Genomic DNA, 17030 nt, shown 5'->3' with positions numbered 1-17030 from the left:
ATATTACAGCCCTTTTTCCGGACAAAATTTTTGGTCGATATGTGTCCGGTCTATTTTAAAATCGGATAATTGTATAAGCATCCTGACAGGGGTTGCTTTTTCCATGTCGCGCGGAACACGCTGTCCGTCGGTAAAATACGCGACAGCTTTATTTTTTTCGTCCATTATGCTGATAACGCTTCCGATACAATCGGTTTCGTCCATTTTGGTTATGATAAGCGCACTGTAGCCGAAAATTTCATATTGCTGCATAATGGTACGCAAATCGCTTGCCTTTGTAGATGCGGAAACCGTTAAAAACACTTGAGAAGGAATACCGCGGAAATCTAAAATTTTACGCATTTTAGCTAAACTTTCGTAATCTTTCGGGCTGTGTCCGGTTGTGTCTACCAAAATAACATCCACTCCGGTAGCATACATAGTCATAAGCTTTTGCATATCTTCTGCAGAATTTGCCAAAGAAACAGGAATGCCCATTACTTCTCCGTACGTTTCCATTTGCTCTTTAGCCGCGATACGGTAGCTGTCTATGGTAATAATACGTACGCGAAGTGCTTTTGCTCTTCCGCCGTCGGAACTGATATACTGCGCTGCAAGTTTTGCAACCGATGTGGTTTTTCCGACTCCGGTCGGTCCTACCAAAACAACCACTTGCGGCCGCGCGATATTTTCCGTATCGGCTATGCGTATCCCCTCGCCTATCCAATCCACCACCGATTTTTGCACGCTTTCAAAATCGTCAAGGGTATCCAGCGAATATTCTTTGCGGATACGTTCGCATATTTTTGCAATATAATCGGAAGCAAATTCGTTTTTTTGCATTAATTCCTGTATGCGTATAATAGTCGGGTGTTCGTCTTGGCGCAAAACGGAAGTTTTTTCCGCAAAGTCTTTTTTTAGCGAATTTATTTCGTCAAAAATAAGTTTAAGCTGCGGGCTGACGCTGTTTTTATTTGCTTCAAGGATTTTCCGCCGTTCTTGTTCAAAATCCATAGGGCTACCAAGCATGGAAGCAAAACGGTTGTCGGGTAAAACGACATAGGTTAGTTCATATTGCCTTTTTTTTAAAAAGGCGAAAAAGCCTTCGGGTTCCACTGCTCTTTTACTGATAAGCTCGTAATTTCTCCCGTATATCGCGCGGATTTTTTCTACACAGTCTTGATAGGAAGCTCCGCGCATAACTAAAGATTTTTGTTCCGGTGTATTAAGCGCCAACTCTTATCTCTCCCAAATTTTCCAATTTAATATCGTTTACAATTTCCGGAACGGACAGCACCACTAAATTGGGAATTTCACGTTCCGTACTCGCTTTTACCAATATGCGCGCTTCTTCGGGACATAAAATAACCGGTATGTTTCCCGTTTTTTGCGAAGACGCAATGGACGTACTTACCGCCGATATCCAATCCCGCTGGTCAACCGGGTCAAGCGCGGCAATCGGTCCGTTTACGGTATCTACACGGCTTGCTACCAGTTTTTGCAAAAAATCCGGAGCTACGGTAAACACGCGTAAATTACGGTTTTCGTCGGCATATTGTAAACAAATTTGTCTGCCCAAAGCTTGGCGCACTTTTTCTACCAATACATCGGGCTTTTTGGTAATCGGTCCGAAGTCCGCCATTGTTTCGAATATGGCGACCATATTGCGCACCGACACTTGTTCTTTTAAAAGACCTTGCATAACTTTTTGGATTTCGCCCATATTAAACAATTTGGTAACTTCTTCAACCACGGCAGGATACTCTTTTTTAAGCGCATCTACAATCGCTTGTATTTCTTGTCTGCCTAAAATCTCTGCAGCGTGCGACTTTATCAATTCAGTCAAATGGGTTGCAATAATCGTCGGCGCATCTACAACCGCATAACCAGAACGTTCGGCTTGTTCGCGCTGTTCTTCGGGAATCCATACTGCAGGCAAGCCGAAAGCCGGATCGGTTGTAGCTTCTCCGTGTATTTCTTCGCTTACATTGCCGGTATTCATACACATATACCATCCCATACGGATATGGCTGGAACCGACTTCAACGCCTTTTATCTTAAAACAATATTCGTTCGGATCAAGACGCATATTGTCTATAATGCGGATGCGCGGCACTACCAAACCCATGTCCAAAGCCGATTCTCTGCGTATGCGGGTAATGCGTTCCAAAAGCTCTGCACCTTTTTCTTTATCTACCAAGGGAATAAGGGCAAAGCCCAATTCAAGCGACAGCGGATCTAGGGGAACAATAGGGCTTATATCGGCAGAAGAGCCGCCTTGCGTTTGTTGTTTTTCTTTTTCTTTTTCCAATTTTGTTTCAAAGGCAACAGCTTGTTTTATTTGCAAACGGCGTCCGATATAAAAAAGCGCAGCTCCCAGCGGTATAAGCACGTACCAAGGAAACCCCGGTAAAAAACCGATAAGCGCCATAGTAACGCCGGCAACATAAAAAATCCATGCATTTTGCGAAAACTGGCGCTGTGCTTCCTGTCCCATAGAGGATTTACCGTCGGAAGCCGAACGGGTAACGATAAGACCGGTTGCAACCGAAATAAACAAAGACGGAATTTGAGAAAGCAAACCGTCGCCGATGGTAAATTTTGCATACGTTTGAATCGCTTGATTAAACGGCTCGGAGCGCAGTACCATGCCGAAGATAACACCGGCAACCAAATTGATAACGGTAATAAAAATACCGACTTTAACGTTGCCGGACACAAACTTTGTAGCACCGTCCATAGAACCGTAAAAGCCGGCTTCGCGCTGGATTTCCAGCTTTTTTTGGCGCGCTTCGTCTTCGGTTATAGCCCCTTGATTATATTCAGATTCCACAGCCGCTTGTTTCATAGGCATTGCATCAAGCGTAAAGCGTGCGGCAACTTCGGCAATACGGGTAGCACCTTTGGTAATAACAAAAGCTTGAACGGCGATTAAAACGATAAAGATAACCAAACCGACGACAAGCCCTTCGGTGCCGCCGGAGCCGACGACAAAGGAGCCGAACGCCGTTATAAGCTGTCCGTTAAACCGTGCGCCTTGGGTTAATATCAAGCGGGTTGAAGATACGTTCAGCGCAAGACCGTACACAGTCGAAATAAGCAGCATAGTAGGAAAAAACGAAAAATCGATTGCGCGCGGCGTATACATAACGATAAGCAATATAAGCAGCGCCAACAGCAAGTTTGAAGCCATTAAGACGTCAAGCAGCACGGTCGGCAGCGGCACTATTAACATCATTACGACTGCAATTACCGCAACTGCCATAGTAAGATCGGATGTATTTTTAAAATAACGTTTTTTTTCCGCCATGCTTCCGCCCTATATCTTTTTCCCCTTCATGGCATATACTTTACCCAATATGGTGGCAAGAACCGTATAATAAGTTTCAGGTATTATATCACCGATTTCAACTTCCGCATAGAGGGCACGGGCAAGCGGTCTGTTTTCTATCAAAGTAACGTCGTTTTCGCGCGCAATTTCTTTTATGCGCTGAGCCAAAGCGTCTTGACCTTTTGCACACACCATAGGTCCTTGCATAACTTCTTTATCGTACAAAACGGCGACGGCAAAGTGCGTAGGGTTGGTAATAACCACGTCGGCTTTAGCTACATTTTCGCGTATATTACCGCGCATAAGTTCGCGCATAATTTGACGCAGCCGGCTTTTTACCAAGGGGTCTCCTTCCAAAGTTTTAAACTCTTCTTTTACTTCTTGCTTAGTCATTTTCATCGATTCTATAAATTGGCGGCGCTGCACCAAATAATCCGGTATCGATATGATAAGAAAAATAAAAGAAGCTATAACCAACAGTTTTGCGCTCATAACGGCAATGTGTACAATTCCGTTCCATAAATTTACATTTAGAAGCGACAACAATTTGGGTAAATCGTTTTTTATAGTGATATATGCGCAAATAAATACGACAATTACTTTTAAAAGCGATTTGAATACGTTAAAAGCACCTTCAAACGAAAACAGCGTTTTACGGAAATATTCGCCGAAATGCGGAAGCACTTTGGAAAACTTCGGTTCTATCGGCTTTAAAGAAAACATAAAGCCTTTATTTTGAATGAGGTTCGCGCTTATTCCGGCAATTAAAGCGGCTATGCATACGGGGCTTACCATAGCGATAAAATAATGAAAAAAAGAGCGTACAAGCATACCGTTTAATTGAGCTTGGGTACAACGTTCAAAATAAAACCGGATTATTTCTATGCTTTTTTTAAAAAGCCACGGCGAAAGCACGATGAGCGTCAGCACAGGTAAAAGCATAACCAAAGCGCCGTTTAACTCTTGGCTTTTTGCAACGCGCCCTTCTTCGCGGGCTTTGCGCAACTTGTATTCGGAAGGTTGCTCGGTGCGCCCCTCATCTTCGGCAGCAAACCACTGTAAGTCAAAGTAAATAAGATGCTCGTCCGTATAGCCGTTCACAAGCGTATAGGCGTTCATAGGCTCATAGCCGTTTATAGGTACACTCATGGGGGAACTCATATATTTTGCCCCGTTGCTGCAAGCAAACGCTGAAAGTTCGCAAAGCCCGCGCTAAACAAACGTATAAAAAAATCAGCCATATAGGGTAAAAGCGTACTAAGCAAAAAAAACGCAACCAAAATGGTAATGGGTAAACCTTCGGAAAGCAAATTCATTTGCGGAGCCGCTTTGGAAAGAATACCCATAGCAAGCGCTACCAAAAACAGAGTGCCTACCAAAGGCATAGCTATAACCATAGCGTTAAAAAACAGTTTTGAAAGCCCGGTAAGCAAAAAGCGCATAAAGTCTTGTTGGTGCGCAACAAGGGCAAATGCATTTAAACTGCGGAAACTGTTAAAAATACCGCTTAAAAATAGTTTTTGAAAACCGCCCGTTTGCATAAACAGTATCAGGGCTATAAGATTTAAGTATTGACCCATAAGCGGATTTTCTATTTGCGACAAAGCGTCATACACTTCGGATGCGCCGAAACCCATTTGGTATGTAAAAAACTGACCGGCGGAACTGAACGCTGCAAAAAGCATAGCTATGTAAAAACCGCTTATAATTCCGAGCAGCACTTCGCCGATTAAAATAAGCGCATATTCCAAACCGAACGGATACACGTTCCAACCTTGCGCATAAGCTTCGGGCAGTACTAAAAAAGCGGCATAACCGGCAAGGGCAACACGGGCGGCTTGCGGTACGGCGCGGGAAGCCAGCAAAGGAACGGTTAAAAAAATGGCAAAACAGCGCGCGGCAACGAGAATAAAAAACGGAAAGCGCGCAACGATTTGTTCCAGCATAAGCGTTCCGTTTTACCGCGTAATTCGGCCTATCATACCGAAAATATCTATCGTATACTGACGCATGGATGTAAACATCCAGCCGCCCAGTAAAGCAAGAACCGCTAAAATCGTTACCAATTTCGGCACAAAGGTGAGCGTTTGTTCTTGGATGGATGTGGTGGCTTGAAAAACGGCTACGATTAAGCCCACTATCAAAGCGGCTCCCAAAACGGGAGAAGCTAAAAGCAAAATCTGCACAATGCCGTCGCGAAGCAGCGTTACCAGCATTCCCAATGTCATACGCTATCTCCTTAGGGTATAATCGAATTAAACAGCTGCTGCGTTAAAAGTCCCCAGCCGTCTACAAGGATAAACAGCATTAATTTAAACGGCATGGATATTTGTACCGGCGGCAGCATAATCATACCCATAGACATAAGAATACTGGCAACTACCATATCGATAACGATAAAGGGAATGTACAGCAGTACGCCTATGCGGAAAGCAACGGTAAGTTCGTGCAATATAAAAGCAGGTATAAGCACATAGGTAGGAACATCCGCCAGCGTTTCCGGTTTTTCCAAGCGCCCCATCGACATAAAAGTCGAAATATAGCTTGTATTGTTTGCCATTTGTTTGTACATAAAAATACGAAGAGGCGCTTCGGCTTCGCTTAACGCGCGCTCTATGGGAATGGTGCCGTCGGAAAGCGGCTTAAACGAATTGTCGTATACTTGCGTAAGCGTCGGCCACATAACAAACAGGGTTAAAAAAAAGGCAATTCCGTTTAAAACCGACGTAGGAGGAACTTGCTGCAGCGACAGCGCACGTTTTATAAAATCCAACACAATTGAAAACCGCAAAAAACAAGTAACCAAGATTAAAATGCTGGGCGCAAGCGTTAAAATCGTCAGTAAAAGCAAAAGCTGTACGGAAAAAGCGGTTTCTCTTCCTGTTTCGGGGCGCCGCACCCGTATGTCCACCGACGGAATTTGCACGGGAGTAACGCGCCTGTTTAACTGAGCCGTACCGCTTACGTTTCCTTCCGGAAAATTATCGGTATTTGCCGTTTGCGCAAAAGTGCCGGAAACAAAACTCAAACAAAGCAGGGCGCACAAAACAAAAAAAAGTTTTCGTTTATTCATTGCGCCCTCCGCGCTCCATTCTGCTGCGCTGTTTTTTTAAAATATTTTCCGTGCGGCGTACACTTCCGGTAAAAGCGGCTAAAATTTCGGCAAAATCTTTAGGCTTTACCGAAATCTCTTTTTCCGCTTCCAGAGCTATGCGGTCAATCAATTCTTTATCAGTTATTTCTCCGATAAGGTTTACCGATGAATCGGACACGCCGACAAGCCATGCTTTATCCGGCACCAATACGATATGAACCGATTTTCCGGGAGCAAGGTTAAGAGAAGCGGCTTTTTTTAAAAACGGCGTTTGCTCGTTTTTAGGCGCAAATCCTTTTTTTAGCAAAAAAACGAGCGCATAAATACATACGATAACAAAAATAAGCACAACTATCATACGGATAAAAAGCCATAAAGTATTTGTATTGCCGGTATCGGAAAAATTTTGCGGCTCGCTTGTGCCGATAGGTAAGTTTTTTTCGCTTTCTTGCAGCGTCAGTACCGGTTGTTCCGCCTCTTGCGTTTGCCCGTCTTGTCCGCTGCTTTGCACTGCACCCGCATCGCCGACGGCTTGCACACCGGAACTTTGAACACCGGTACTTCGCGCGGCAGTGCTGTGAGCGCCGGAGTTTTGCGCGGCTGTACTTTGCGCGCCGAGCACGCACAATTGCGATGCAAAAACGCACAACGCACACAGATACGGCACTATATGCGGTATTTTTTTAGAGATATTCGTAATAAGCCCCCCACCCGTTATAGTTTAATGCAAATCGGTAACCCGTTCAATCGGCGACAGAATTTCGGTAACGCGCACGCCGAAGTTTTCATCGATAACGACAACTTCGCCTTTTGCTATAGGTTTATGATTTACCAAAATATCTACCGGCTCACCGGCAAGTTTATCCAATTCGATAATGGTACCTTCGCCCATACCCAAAATTTCTTTAATTTGCTTTTTAGTACGCCCGAGCTCTACGGTCATTTCCATGTATACGTCCATGATAAGACCGATATTGCCCTGTTCCATAGCGGCGGCGCCGTGCTGTAAAGAAGGATATTGCAAAGGCTGTACGTTCGGCACGCTCATACCTCCCATACTTGCGCCTGCCGGCATTGCAGCAGGGGCAGGCGTTGCACCCAAACCTAATCCGGCAAGCTCTTGAGCTGAAAGACCGCCCGAAGCGGCAGAAGAGCCGGCAGCGTTTGCACCGGAAGACGCAGCGGAAGCATCGTTTCCGCCTAAAGCTTTTATCATACCGTTTGCAGCTTCGCTTGAAAACGCTTCCCACACCGTATACGCACCGCCTTCAACCGACACGGGGTACGAAATCAGCGGAAACGAATCTTGCGGAAAACGCACCATAGCCTTAGGCACATGCAGGGCTTCCGCCGGTCGGGCGGCTAAACCGGGTAGTTTTCCGGTATGCCCCAAGTTCGTTATTTCCGTACCCACTTGCTGTGCCATCGCTTCGGAAATAACGGATAAAGCCATATCGTCCAATTCGGGTGTTTCTTCTTTATTTACCAGCGACGTTATTTTTTGAGCCAATTCGGGAGCCATTAAAAATAAATGATCTCCGGTTAAACCCGCCGAAAAATCGGACATAACGGTTACAACCATTTCCGGCAGTTTTTTTAGCACATCGCTTCTATTTGATACTTCTACGGACGGTTTTTCGATTTTAAATTCGGCTCCGGTCATTGTTTGCAAACCGGAAGCAAAAGAAGCTACGGTTTCCCCTGCAAATTGAGCAAGACAACCGGTATCGAGTTTTAAAGAAGAGGAATTTCCGTCGGAAAAACCGCCGCCCATATCCACGCCCGACAACAGAGCATCAATTTCGTCTTGAGAAATGGCGCCGTCACTCATATAATTCATCTCCTTCCACTGATAATTCTTCAAACTCTTCGGCTTCCGCTTGATCTACTTTTCCGATAACTTGAACAGCCATTTTTTTGCCGATAACACCCGGCTGGCAATAAAACTTTTTTTTGTTACCGACATTGAGTGTCAGCGGGTCACCGATCCGTATATTTGATAATCGGACGATATCGCCGACTTTTAAAGTTAAAACGTCGCGGATAGGCAAATTGATTGAACCTATTTCGGCAACGACGTCCATATCGACCGACGACAGTTTTTCTTTAAGTACTCCCAAATACTGGGTTGTAGAGCTGCGGCGCACCGAAGAAAACCAAAACTGCGACGACAGCTTTGAAATAATCGGCTCTATCGTAATATAGGGTATGCAAAAGTTCATCATACCCTCTTCTTCGCCTATTTTAGTTTCAAGCGTAACCAAAACAACCATTTCAGAAGGCGGTACAATTTGTGCAAACTGCGGGTTTGTTTCGATTTGCCCTAAGCGCGGCCGCAAATCGATAACTTGTGTCCACGCTTCACGCATATTGGCTAAAATGCGTACGATAATGCCTTCCATAACAGACTGCTCTATATCGGTAAGGTCGCGCTGCACTTTTGCCGCTTGCCCCTGACCACCGAACAAACGGTCTATAATGGAAAAAGTAATGGCGGGGTCTATTTCCAATATGGCGTTTCCTTTTAAGGGGTCCATATTGATAACCGCTAAAGTCGTCGGCGTCGGAATAGAACGGATAAATTCTTCGTAGGTAAGCTGGTCTACCGAAGCGACGTGCACGTGCGCCATACTGCGAAGCTGCGCCGAAAGCGCCGTCGTGGTAAGACGCGCAAAAGTTTCGTGCATAATCGACACGGTACGGATTTGTTCTTTTGAAAATTTATCGGGACGCTTAAAATCGTATATTTTGATTTTTCTGGTATCGTTAACCGGCTTAAATTCTTCAGTATCCGTATCGCCGGAACTGATAGCCATAAGCAGCTGGTCTATTTCGTCCTGCGATAAAACTTCATTCATTGTTTTTCACCCTTATCAACGTATTATTGTTCTACGATTTCAAACTTTAAAAAACGTACATCGCGTATCGACGAAGAAGTTAAAATATCGTTTATATCGTTTTTTATTTCCAACTTTAACATATCTTCGTACTGCGGACGCAGCTCGGCAATTTTTTTACTCGAAAAATACTTGCGAAGATAATCTTGAATTTCAACCTTGCGGGCAGTAATTTCGTTTGAAGCAACTTTGTCGTCTTTTTTATACCCCAACACTACATTAACGATAACACTTGCAGGCATAGTATCGACCGTTTTTGCACGGACTTCGGGAATGGACTGATACCAATCGTATTCGGGCCGCTTAGGCTGATATTCCTGAGATACGGGAACCGCAGCCGTAGACGGAGAGTTTGAATTGATAATCGACATCGTAACCACTACGACCGTTACTATAAGTATAATGGCGCCGACTGCAATGGCAATCCACTTAAGCAGCGTCGGCAAAAGACCGCCCATACCGCTTTTTTTAGGAGCGGAAGCAAGCGCGGAATCGCCCTCATCCAAATTTAAATCATCATCAGCCATAACGGTAAAACCTCGCTTTATATACTATCATTAAAAATGACCTTCGTCCAGAATAATTACGTCAATCCGGCGGTTGTACGCACGCCCTTCGGCGGTATCATCGGCAAATTTCGGCTGCGTATCGGCATAGCCTAAAACCGAAAACCGTCTTTCGTCCGCTCCGAAATCAGATAAATAGTGCAATACGTTTAACGCGCGGGCAGCGGACAATTCCCAATTACTTTGCCACAGCGCAGGATCGGGAGCTATTGAATCCGTATGCCCTTCGATACGGAATTTGCGCTCTTTTAAATCGCTTAAACTTAAAAACTGCGCCAAATGTAAAAGCGTTTCGCGCGTTTCGTCTATGTTCAGTTCGGCGCTGTTTTCGCGGAAAAAAGAATCCGAAGCAAGCGTAATAACCAAACCGCGCTCATCGGCGGTAACCGATATTTTATTGCTGCGGATTTCCGGAGCGAACAAACTGACCGCTTTTTTTACCGCAAGACCGAGCACTTTTCCTTTTTCCATAGCGGGCAAACTGTTTACCGTATTGCCCAAGTCGGCAAGGCGTCCGGTAGAAAGCGACATACCGCCGGATGTGGGATCTCCTTGCAAAGCAACGGTTAACTGGGCAAGCTGAATTTCGTCAACTTCGGTCGGATTAAAAAGCATAACGAAAAAGCACAGCATAAGTGTAATCATATCGCCGTACGTTTCGAGCCATGCCTTGGAAGGCTTAGGCGGTTCTTTCGATTCTCTTCGTGCCACGGTTAATCCTTTAATACGTCCGCTTCAATAGCTTTTCGTGCAATCGGGTCAAGGTAGGTTAAAAGCTTGGTAGCTAAAATACGCGGGTTATCCCCGGCTTGAATTGAAAGCACGCCTTCTATAACCATTTCTTTTACTTGAATTTCCAAACCGTTGTGGTAGGTAAGCTTATTGGTAATAGGCGTTAAAAACATATTTGCCAAAAGAGAGCCGTACAAAGTGGTAACCAAAGCAACAGCCATATTCGGACCGATAGCGCTTTTATCTTCAAGGTTTTGCAACATACCGATAAGACCGATAACGGTACCCATCATTCCATATGACGGTCCCAAACCCGCCCACTGTACAACCATGCCGATCCAGCTCATGTGCCGGCTTTCTATGCGGTTTAATTCGTTTTCCATAATAGTGCGTATAACCACACCGTCGGTACCGTCTACCACTAAGCGGAAGCCCGACTTCATAAACGGATCATCCAAGTCTTCAAGCCCTTCTTCCAAAGACAAAATACCTTCGCGCCGCGCTTTTTCCGAAAGCGAAACCATTTTTTGCACCAGCGATTTTTCGTCAAAATTGGGTACTTTAAAAATGCGCCCCAGAATTTTAAGCATGGCAAAAACTTTATTCATAGGAAAGCTGAGGAATAAAGCAAAAAAAGAACCGACAATAACGAATATAAAAGACGGGGCGTCCCAAATACCGCCCAAACCGCCGCCGGAACCTAAAACGGCAAATATTAAAGAAGCAAAACCTCCGGCAACACCGATAATACTAGCAATATCCATTACGCAATTCCTCCTACCCTACAGTTCGTTTTTAAATGCACCGATACGCTTGCGGTATGCAATAATTTTATCGATAACTTCGTCCGGCGTATCGCGGATTACCAATTTTTTTCCCGACAGCATAACAAGCGTTACATCGGGATTGGTTTCCATGTATTCAATATGATGAGGATTTATCCAATATAAGCTCCCATCCAAACGTGTTACTCGTATCATAATATTTTCTACGCTAACTCCATTACAGTCAAGTACTTTTGAGCGTTTTTATGCATTTTTTAGTGCACGGCTTTTCCGCTCTTTTTTCCTTATAATAAATATCGGATAAAAAAAACATAAGATTAAGCATAAATATTGCATAGAGCGCCCCTTTTACGTACAATGCTTGATATGCAGTTACAGGCTTTAGCAAAAGAATTAAACGAACAACAACTGGAAGCGGTAAAAACAATAGACGGTGCCCTTTTAATTATAGCCGGAGCCGGAAGCGGCAAAACGCGGGTTATTACTTACCGTATAGCATGGATGCTTGAGCAAGGTATTCCCCAAAGCCAAATCTTGGCGCTTACCTTTACCAACAAAGCGGCGCACGAAATGGCAGAACGGATAAAAGAACAAACGGGCAAAAAACTGCACAACTTAACCGTTTCCACTTTTCATGCGTTCGGAGTACGGGTTTTGAGAGCCGATATAGACAAATTGGGATGGCGCGATAATTTTTCCATTTATGACGAAACCGACAAAGCCCAGCTTATAAAAGAAACAGGACGGGAACTCGGTTTTACTGCCGACGCTTTGGATGCATACAAAATAGGTAATTTGTTTTCCAATATAAAAACCGGAAGGCGCACGTGGGAAAGCGCAAACGATATGTACCGCAAGCTGTACGAAGAATACCAAAAAGGCTTAAAGCTGTTTAACGCTGTCGATTTTGACGATTTGATTATGCTTCCCATACGTTTATTTAAAGAACACCCTGATGTTTTGGAACGCTACCGCAGCCGCTATAAGTATATTATGGTAGATGAATTTCAAGACACTTCGCTGCAGCAATACGAGTTTATGCGCTTAATCGCACACACCAATGTAGCGGTAGTCGGAGACGATGACCAATCCATATACAGTTGGCGCGGTGCAAATTACGAAAATATTTTAATGTTCGAAAAAGATTTTCCGCACGTAAAAGAAATTCGGCTGGAACAAAATTACCGTTCCACCGAAACCATTTTAGCCGCCGCAAACGGTGTTATTTCGCACAACACCAACAGAAAAAACAAAGCGCTGTGGTCGGGAAACGGCGGCGGCAAACCCATAGAAATTTATCTTCCCGAAAACGAAAGCGCAGAAGCCGACTTTATAGCCGAAAGCATTCAAGGAATCCGCGCGGTAGAACAGCGTTCTTACGGAGATTTCGGCGTGCTTATACGGGCAAATACGCAAAGCCGCGCCATAGAAGAAGCGTTTTTAGCGGCAAACATCCCCTACTCTATGAGCGGCGGAACCAGTTTTTTTCAGCGAAAAGAAATTAAAGATATTATAAGCTATGTGCGGCTGTGCTCAAACTATAACGACGACATCAATTTGCTGCGCATTATAAATACGCCGCGCCGGGGTATAGGGAGAAAAACCATAGAACAGTTAAACGAAGTTGCCGCTGAATATGAATGTCCGCTGTGGGAAGCCTGTTGCCGCCTTGCCGAAACCGGAAAATCGCATGAAGTCGCCGAATTCCGCAGCTTTATAGAAACACAGCGCTCTCACTTGTTAAGTGCAGGAAGTCTTTCCAAAAAAGTGAGAACTTTAGTGGAAGAAGTCGATTATTGGGGACATTTGGTAAGCGAATACCAAAAAAACGAAAAAGCCGCACGATACAAATTATTGAATATCGAGCACTTAATCAATTCCATAGAAATGTGGGGAAACAACCCCGACGTTTCCGATAAGGGCGTATACGCGTGGCTGAACCGCATAACGCTTTTGTCGCGCGACGATATGGAAGACGATTCGCAGCAAGGCAAAGTAAACCTTATGACCGTGCACGCGTCCAAGGGCTTGGAATTTCCTGTCGTATTTATTGCCGGCTGCGAAAACGGTCTTATTCCGCATGCGCGCAGCATTGAAGACGGCGAAGGCGGCATGGAAGAAGAGCGGCGGTTGTTTTACGTTGCCATTACCCGGGCAAAGGACAAATTGTTTATTTCTTCGTGTCAAAGACGGCGCAAAATGAAAAGCATAGCCGAATGCGAACCGTCCCCCTTTTTGGATGAAATACCCGCACACTTAGTGGAATACCACGAACCGCCGCAAGAGTTAACCAGCGAAGATGCGGACAATATTTTTGCCAAAATGAAAACAAAATTCGGCGGAGCTTAACCGCATCTTTTACCCGGGTGCAGCACGGGCGCTTTTACCTAAGCGCTTGTAACCGAGCCGTTTTTAATTGAAAAAAAGCATGCATTGTGATATGATAACTTTACATGAAATACTTTGCGGTACAAGTTCGGACACTAAAAGAAGATGCTTACATTGCGCGCGTAAACGACCGCTTGCAGTTTAGAAGCAAAAAACAGCGCTTTTTTTTCCCGAAACGCAAATTAACCATCCGCCGGCTGGGCAAAAAGTCGGATGAAATACGTCCCGTTTTTCCCGGTTATCTTTTTCTTGAAACCGATGAAATAGATCCGGAATTGTTCGGCATAATGCGCTCTACAAAAGATTTCGGCAGATTTTTAAAAAACAACAAAGACATTACCCCCATAGAAGGACGCGATTTAGCTTTGCTGCAGCATTTTTTACGCTTCGGGCAAATTGCCGACACGTCCGTCGTTACTTTTAACGAAAACGACCGCATCTGCGTAAAATCGGGTCCTTTGCAAGGCTTGGAAGGTTTTGTAGTAAAAGTGGATAAACGCAAACAGCGGGCAAAAATATCTTTAGACTTTGCAAACGAAAATTTTGTGATAGACCTTGCCTTCAATATATTAGAGGAAAAGGGCGATGACGAACTCTGAAAAATACATATACATAATCGGCGCCGGCTTTGCAGGGCAAATGATTGCAGGCGAAATAGTTCGAAAAAAAATATTCGGAACACCGGCGGCTTTTATAGACGACGATCCGGAGCTTATCGGAAAAACCATAGACGGTATTCCCGTACTCGGTCCCATAGACCGCTTTATTTCTTTTTTACGCCGCGGAGAACGGGACGAAGCAGTTATCGCCATGCCGTCGGTTTCTAAAGAACGCATATCCAAAATATACGAAACGCTTACCAAGGCAGGCTTTACCCGCATAAAAATACTGCCTGCAATATCGCAAATTGTAGACGGCAGCGCTCACTTAATACAAACCAGAGAAATAGACCCGCTCGATATTTTAGGACGCACTCCCGTTACCGTATCGCTAAAAGAAAGCCTTGCATACTTACGCGGCAAGCGCGTGCTTATAACCGGAGCCGGAGGTTCGGTCGGCTCGGAATTGGCGCGCCAGCTTTTAAGCGGCGGGGCGGAACGCTTGTATTTATTCGGGCACGGCGAAAACTCTATTTATCAGATAGATAAAGAATTACGCATATTGCAAAAAGAAGGCGTCGGCGAAAAAGCGGTAATCGTACCGGTTATCGGAGACCTTAAAAATAAAAACTATATGCACTATATTATTTCCAAGCTGCACGCCGACGTTATTTTTCACTGCGCCGCATATAAGCACGTTCCGCTTATGGAAGAAAATCCGGTCGCCGTTATCGAAAACAACGTGTTCGGCACCAAAAACCTTTTGGATGCGGCAATCGAAAACGGAACCGACCGCTTTGTGCTTATATCGACCGATAAAGCGGTGCTGCCCGTTTCCGTATACGGCGTGTCCAAAATGCTGTGCGAAAAACTAGTACTGCAAAGCGCGCGCACGCAAGCGCAAAAAAATAAGCGCAGTAATCCGCCAAAGCACAGCGCATCTTATATGTTTGTGCGCTTCGGCAACGTGCTCGGTTCGCGCGGTTCAATACTGCCCCTGTTTGCAGAACAATTAAAAACGGGAGGACCGCTTACCGTTACCCACCCCGACATGAAGCGCTTTTTTATGACCATTCCCGAAGCGTGTTCTTTGGTTTTAAAAGCAGGCGGTGTGGGTACAAACGGCACCCCCTATTTACTGGACATGGGAGAGCCTATAAAAATAAACGAAATAGCCCGCCAGTGCATACGCTTTTCGGGCTTGGAGCCGGAGCGCGACGTACAAATACAATACATAGGATTGCGTCCCGGAGAACGTTTGGAAGAGCCGCTGTGGACACAAGACGAAAACCCGCAGCCTACCGAATACCCGAAAATTTTAAAATTAAACTGCTCGGACAATAATTTTCCGCTGGACAGCTTGCTGGAAGAATTGTATCCTATATGTGTAAGCGGTCCGGAAAAAACATACCGGAACCGCAATGCACTTTTAAAACTGCTGACACAAGCGGTTCCGTCTTTAAAGGATTTTTACGATGCCACACATTGATACCGACAGCCCCCCCGTTCCCTTTTTTTTACCCTCTATAGGAGAAGAAGAAGAGCAAGCCGTTTTACGCATTATGCGCTCCGGCTGGCTGACTACGGGAAAAGAAAATGCGGCTTTTGAAAGCGAATTTGCCGAATACGTAGGAGTAAAACACGCACTGGCGGTAAACAGTGCCACGTCGGGCTTGCTTTTGGCAATGTCCGCATGCGGCATACGGCAGGGACGTAAAATACTTACCACACCATATACGTTTGTGTCTACGGCGACAAGCGCTTTGCATTTGGGCGGCGGTGTTGTGTATGCGGATGTCGAAAAAGACAGTTTTAACATCGACCCCGAACAAATAGAGCAAAAACTGGCAAAAGACCGTTCCATACGCGCAATCGTTCCGGTACATATCGGCGGCAACCTCTGCAATATGCAAGCAATACGCGAGCTTGCTCAAAGCTACGGAGTAAAAGTTATAGAAGATGCGGCGCACGCTTTTCCGTCAAAAACCAAAGACGGCTATGCGGGAACCTTAAGCGACATCGGCGTATTTTCTTTTTATGCAACTAAAACCATTACCACCGCCGAGGGCGGCATGGTGTGTACAAACGACGATGAAACCGCACATCACATAAGCACTATGCGGATGCACGGCATAGACCGCACGGTGTGGGACCGCTACACATCGAATTCGGCTTCATGGGTATACGATGTAACACATGCAGGCTTTAAATGCAATATGCCCGACATCCTTGCCGCATTGGGTCGCGTGCAGCTTAAAAAAGCAGCATCTTTGTTTGAAAAACGTAAAAAAATAGCCGAACGTTATACGCAAGCGTTTAAAGAATACGATTTTTTACAGTGTCCGCCCGACGGCGAAGGGAACGCGTGGCACTTATACATGCTGCGTATCAGAGCCGAAAAACTGTCGGTAAGCAGAGACGAGTTTTGCCGGCTTTTACAGCAAAAGGGGGTAAACATTTCCGTTCATTTTATTCCCCACTTTCATTTTACGCTGTTTAAAAAACAGTACAAATTGAATGCACGCAATTTTCCCAACGCGCAACGCCAATTTGAATCGACCGTCAGTTTGCCGCTGTGGCCGGATATGAGCGAAGCTATGATTGAGCGGGTTATCGGTACCGTTATAGAAATCGGCAAAAACAACTACGAAGGTTGACT

At 45.1% G+C, this 17030-nt stretch carries 17 protein-coding genes; 4 read left to right on the top strand and 13 right to left on the bottom strand.

Annotated features, from left to right (window positions below; translation table 11 throughout):
- Nucleotides 1–3 precede the first annotated feature (3 nt).
- Genes HMPREF9193_RS07905 through HMPREF9193_RS07845 form a run of 13 tightly spaced genes read right to left on the bottom strand, consistent with a single transcriptional unit; the run spans nt 4 to nt 11579 of the window.
- Complete coding sequence (locus HMPREF9193_RS07905; RefSeq protein ID WP_051306043.1) at nt 4–1215, bottom strand: hypothetical protein; 1212 nt, start codon at nt 1213–1215, stop codon at nt 4–6.
- The gene (gene flhA, locus HMPREF9193_RS07900; RefSeq protein ID WP_021687585.1) at nt 1205–3289 is read right to left on the bottom strand and encodes a flagellar biosynthesis protein FlhA; all 2085 of its coding nucleotides are present in this window, start codon (nt 3287–3289) and stop codon (nt 1205–1207) included. Before flhA ends, HMPREF9193_RS07905 begins: the two co-directional genes overlap by 11 nt.
- Before the next feature lie 9 nt (nt 3290–3298).
- Entirely contained in the window at nt 3299–4459 is a 1161-nt protein-coding gene (gene flhB, locus HMPREF9193_RS07895; RefSeq protein WP_306699017.1) for a flagellar biosynthesis protein FlhB, read from the bottom strand.
- An 8-nt stretch (nt 4460–4467) separates the two neighbouring features.
- Nucleotides 4468–5256 (bottom strand): flagellar biosynthetic protein FliR, encoded by a 789-nt coding sequence (fliR, locus tag HMPREF9193_RS07890; RefSeq protein ID WP_021687583.1) that lies wholly within the window; start codon nt 5254–5256, stop codon nt 4468–4470.
- A gap of 12 nt (nt 5257–5268) precedes the next feature.
- Nucleotides 5269–5538 (bottom strand): flagellar biosynthesis protein FliQ, encoded by a 270-nt coding sequence (fliQ, locus tag HMPREF9193_RS07885; RefSeq protein WP_021687582.1) that lies wholly within the window; start codon nt 5536–5538, stop codon nt 5269–5271.
- Between the two features lie 11 nt (nt 5539–5549).
- A complete protein-coding gene (gene fliP, locus HMPREF9193_RS07880) occupies nt 5550–6383 on the bottom strand; it encodes a flagellar type III secretion system pore protein FliP (protein ID WP_021687581.1) in 834 nt (277 codons plus the stop codon).
- Entirely contained in the window at nt 6376–7071 is a 696-nt protein-coding gene (locus HMPREF9193_RS10885) for a FliO/MopB family protein (protein ID WP_051306042.1), read from the bottom strand. The genes fliP and HMPREF9193_RS10885 overlap by 8 nt, the downstream gene beginning before the upstream one ends.
- A 54-nt stretch (nt 7072–7125) precedes the next feature.
- Nucleotides 7126–8235 carry a flagellar motor switch protein FliN gene (fliN, locus tag HMPREF9193_RS07870; RefSeq protein ID WP_040847940.1) on the bottom strand — a complete coding sequence of 370 codons (1110 nt, stop codon included), beginning with the start codon at nt 8233–8235 and terminating at the stop codon, nt 7126–7128.
- Nucleotides 8228–9262, bottom strand: coding sequence for a flagellar motor switch protein FliM (gene fliM / locus HMPREF9193_RS07865; protein ID WP_021687578.1), 1035 nt, complete (start codon nt 9260–9262; stop codon nt 8228–8230). Before fliM ends, fliN begins: the two co-directional genes overlap by 8 nt.
- Before the next feature lie 23 nt (nt 9263–9285).
- Nucleotides 9286–9828: a flagellar basal body-associated FliL family protein gene (locus HMPREF9193_RS07860; protein WP_021687577.1), complete on the bottom strand. Its 543-nt coding sequence runs from the start codon at nt 9826–9828 to the stop codon at nt 9286–9288.
- A gap of 30 nt (nt 9829–9858) precedes the next feature.
- Nucleotides 9859–10578: a flagellar motor protein MotB gene (gene motB / locus HMPREF9193_RS07855; RefSeq protein WP_021687576.1), complete on the bottom strand. Its 720-nt coding sequence runs from the start codon at nt 10576–10578 to the stop codon at nt 9859–9861.
- A 2-nt stretch (nt 10579–10580) separates the two neighbouring features.
- The gene (locus tag HMPREF9193_RS07850) at nt 10581–11363 is read right to left on the bottom strand and encodes a motility protein A (RefSeq protein WP_021687575.1); all 783 of its coding nucleotides are present in this window, start codon (nt 11361–11363) and stop codon (nt 10581–10583) included.
- 18 nt (nt 11364–11381) lie between these two features.
- Complete coding sequence (locus HMPREF9193_RS07845; protein ID WP_021687574.1) at nt 11382–11579, bottom strand: flagellar FlbD family protein; 198 nt, start codon at nt 11577–11579, stop codon at nt 11382–11384.
- A gap of 171 nt (nt 11580–11750) precedes the next feature.
- Between HMPREF9193_RS07845 and HMPREF9193_RS07840 the strand changes: the two genes are divergently transcribed.
- The 4 genes from HMPREF9193_RS07840 to HMPREF9193_RS07825 all read left to right on the top strand — a co-directional run bounded on the left by HMPREF9193_RS07840 (nt 11751) and on the right by HMPREF9193_RS07825 (nt 17028).
- On the top strand, nt 11751–13733 hold the full coding sequence (locus tag HMPREF9193_RS07840) for an ATP-dependent helicase (protein WP_040848008.1): 1983 nt from the start codon (nt 11751–11753) through the stop codon (nt 13731–13733).
- A 104-nt stretch (nt 13734–13837) separates the two neighbouring features.
- Complete coding sequence (gene loaP, locus HMPREF9193_RS07835) at nt 13838–14371, top strand: antiterminator LoaP (RefSeq protein ID WP_021687571.1); 534 nt, start codon at nt 13838–13840, stop codon at nt 14369–14371.
- Complete coding sequence (locus HMPREF9193_RS07830; protein ID WP_021687570.1) at nt 14358–15860, top strand: polysaccharide biosynthesis protein; 1503 nt, start codon at nt 14358–14360, stop codon at nt 15858–15860. Before loaP ends, HMPREF9193_RS07830 begins: the two co-directional genes overlap by 14 nt.
- The gene (locus HMPREF9193_RS07825) at nt 15847–17028 is read left to right on the top strand and encodes a DegT/DnrJ/EryC1/StrS family aminotransferase (protein ID WP_021687569.1); all 1182 of its coding nucleotides are present in this window, start codon (nt 15847–15849) and stop codon (nt 17026–17028) included. The genes HMPREF9193_RS07830 and HMPREF9193_RS07825 overlap by 14 nt, the downstream gene beginning before the upstream one ends.
- Nucleotides 17029–17030 lie beyond the last annotated feature (2 nt).

Source organism: Treponema lecithinolyticum ATCC 700332 (assembly GCA_000468055.1).
GTDB classification, from domain to species: Bacteria; Spirochaetota; Spirochaetia; order Treponematales; family Treponemataceae; genus Treponema_C; species Treponema_C lecithinolyticum.
This window is presented reverse-complemented; position numbering and strand designations above follow the sequence as displayed.

Excerpts from the sequence above, each read along its gene's own strand:
- flhA (WP_021687585.1), bottom strand. The coding sequence starts at position 3,289 with ATGGCGGAAAAAAAACGTTATTTTAAAAATACATCCGATCTTACTATG.
- flhB (WP_306699017.1), bottom strand. The coding sequence starts at position 4,459 with ATGAGTGTACCTATAAACGGCTATGAGCCTATGAACGCCTATACGCTT.
- fliR (WP_021687583.1), bottom strand. The coding sequence starts at position 5,256 with ATGCTGGAACAAATCGTTGCGCGCTTTCCGTTTTTTATTCTCGTTGCC.
- fliQ (WP_021687582.1), bottom strand. The coding sequence starts at position 5,538 with ATGACATTGGGAATGCTGGTAACGCTGCTTCGCGACGGCATTGTGCAG.
- fliP (WP_021687581.1), bottom strand. The coding sequence starts at position 6,383 with ATGAATAAACGAAAACTTTTTTTTGTTTTGTGCGCCCTGCTTTGTTTG.
- fliN (WP_040847940.1), bottom strand. The coding sequence starts at position 8,235 with ATGAGTGACGGCGCCATTTCTCAAGACGAAATTGATGCTCTGTTGTCG.
- fliM (WP_021687578.1), bottom strand. The coding sequence starts at position 9,262 with ATGAATGAAGTTTTATCGCAGGACGAAATAGACCAGCTGCTTATGGCT.
- HMPREF9193_RS07860 (WP_021687577.1), bottom strand. The coding sequence starts at position 9,828 with ATGGCTGATGATGATTTAAATTTGGATGAGGGCGATTCCGCGCTTGCT.
- HMPREF9193_RS07850 (WP_021687575.1), bottom strand. The coding sequence starts at position 11,363 with ATGGATATTGCTAGTATTATCGGTGTTGCCGGAGGTTTTGCTTCTTTA.
- HMPREF9193_RS07845 (WP_021687574.1), bottom strand. The coding sequence starts at position 11,579 with ATGATACGAGTAACACGTTTGGATGGGAGCTTATATTGGATAAATCCT.
- HMPREF9193_RS07840 (WP_040848008.1), top strand. The coding sequence starts at position 11,751 with ATGCAGTTACAGGCTTTAGCAAAAGAATTAAACGAACAACAACTGGAA.
- loaP (WP_021687571.1), top strand. The coding sequence starts at position 13,838 with ATGAAATACTTTGCGGTACAAGTTCGGACACTAAAAGAAGATGCTTAC.
- HMPREF9193_RS07830 (WP_021687570.1), top strand. The coding sequence starts at position 14,358 with ATGACGAACTCTGAAAAATACATATACATAATCGGCGCCGGCTTTGCA.
- HMPREF9193_RS07825 (WP_021687569.1), top strand. The coding sequence starts at position 15,847 with ATGCCACACATTGATACCGACAGCCCCCCCGTTCCCTTTTTTTTACCC.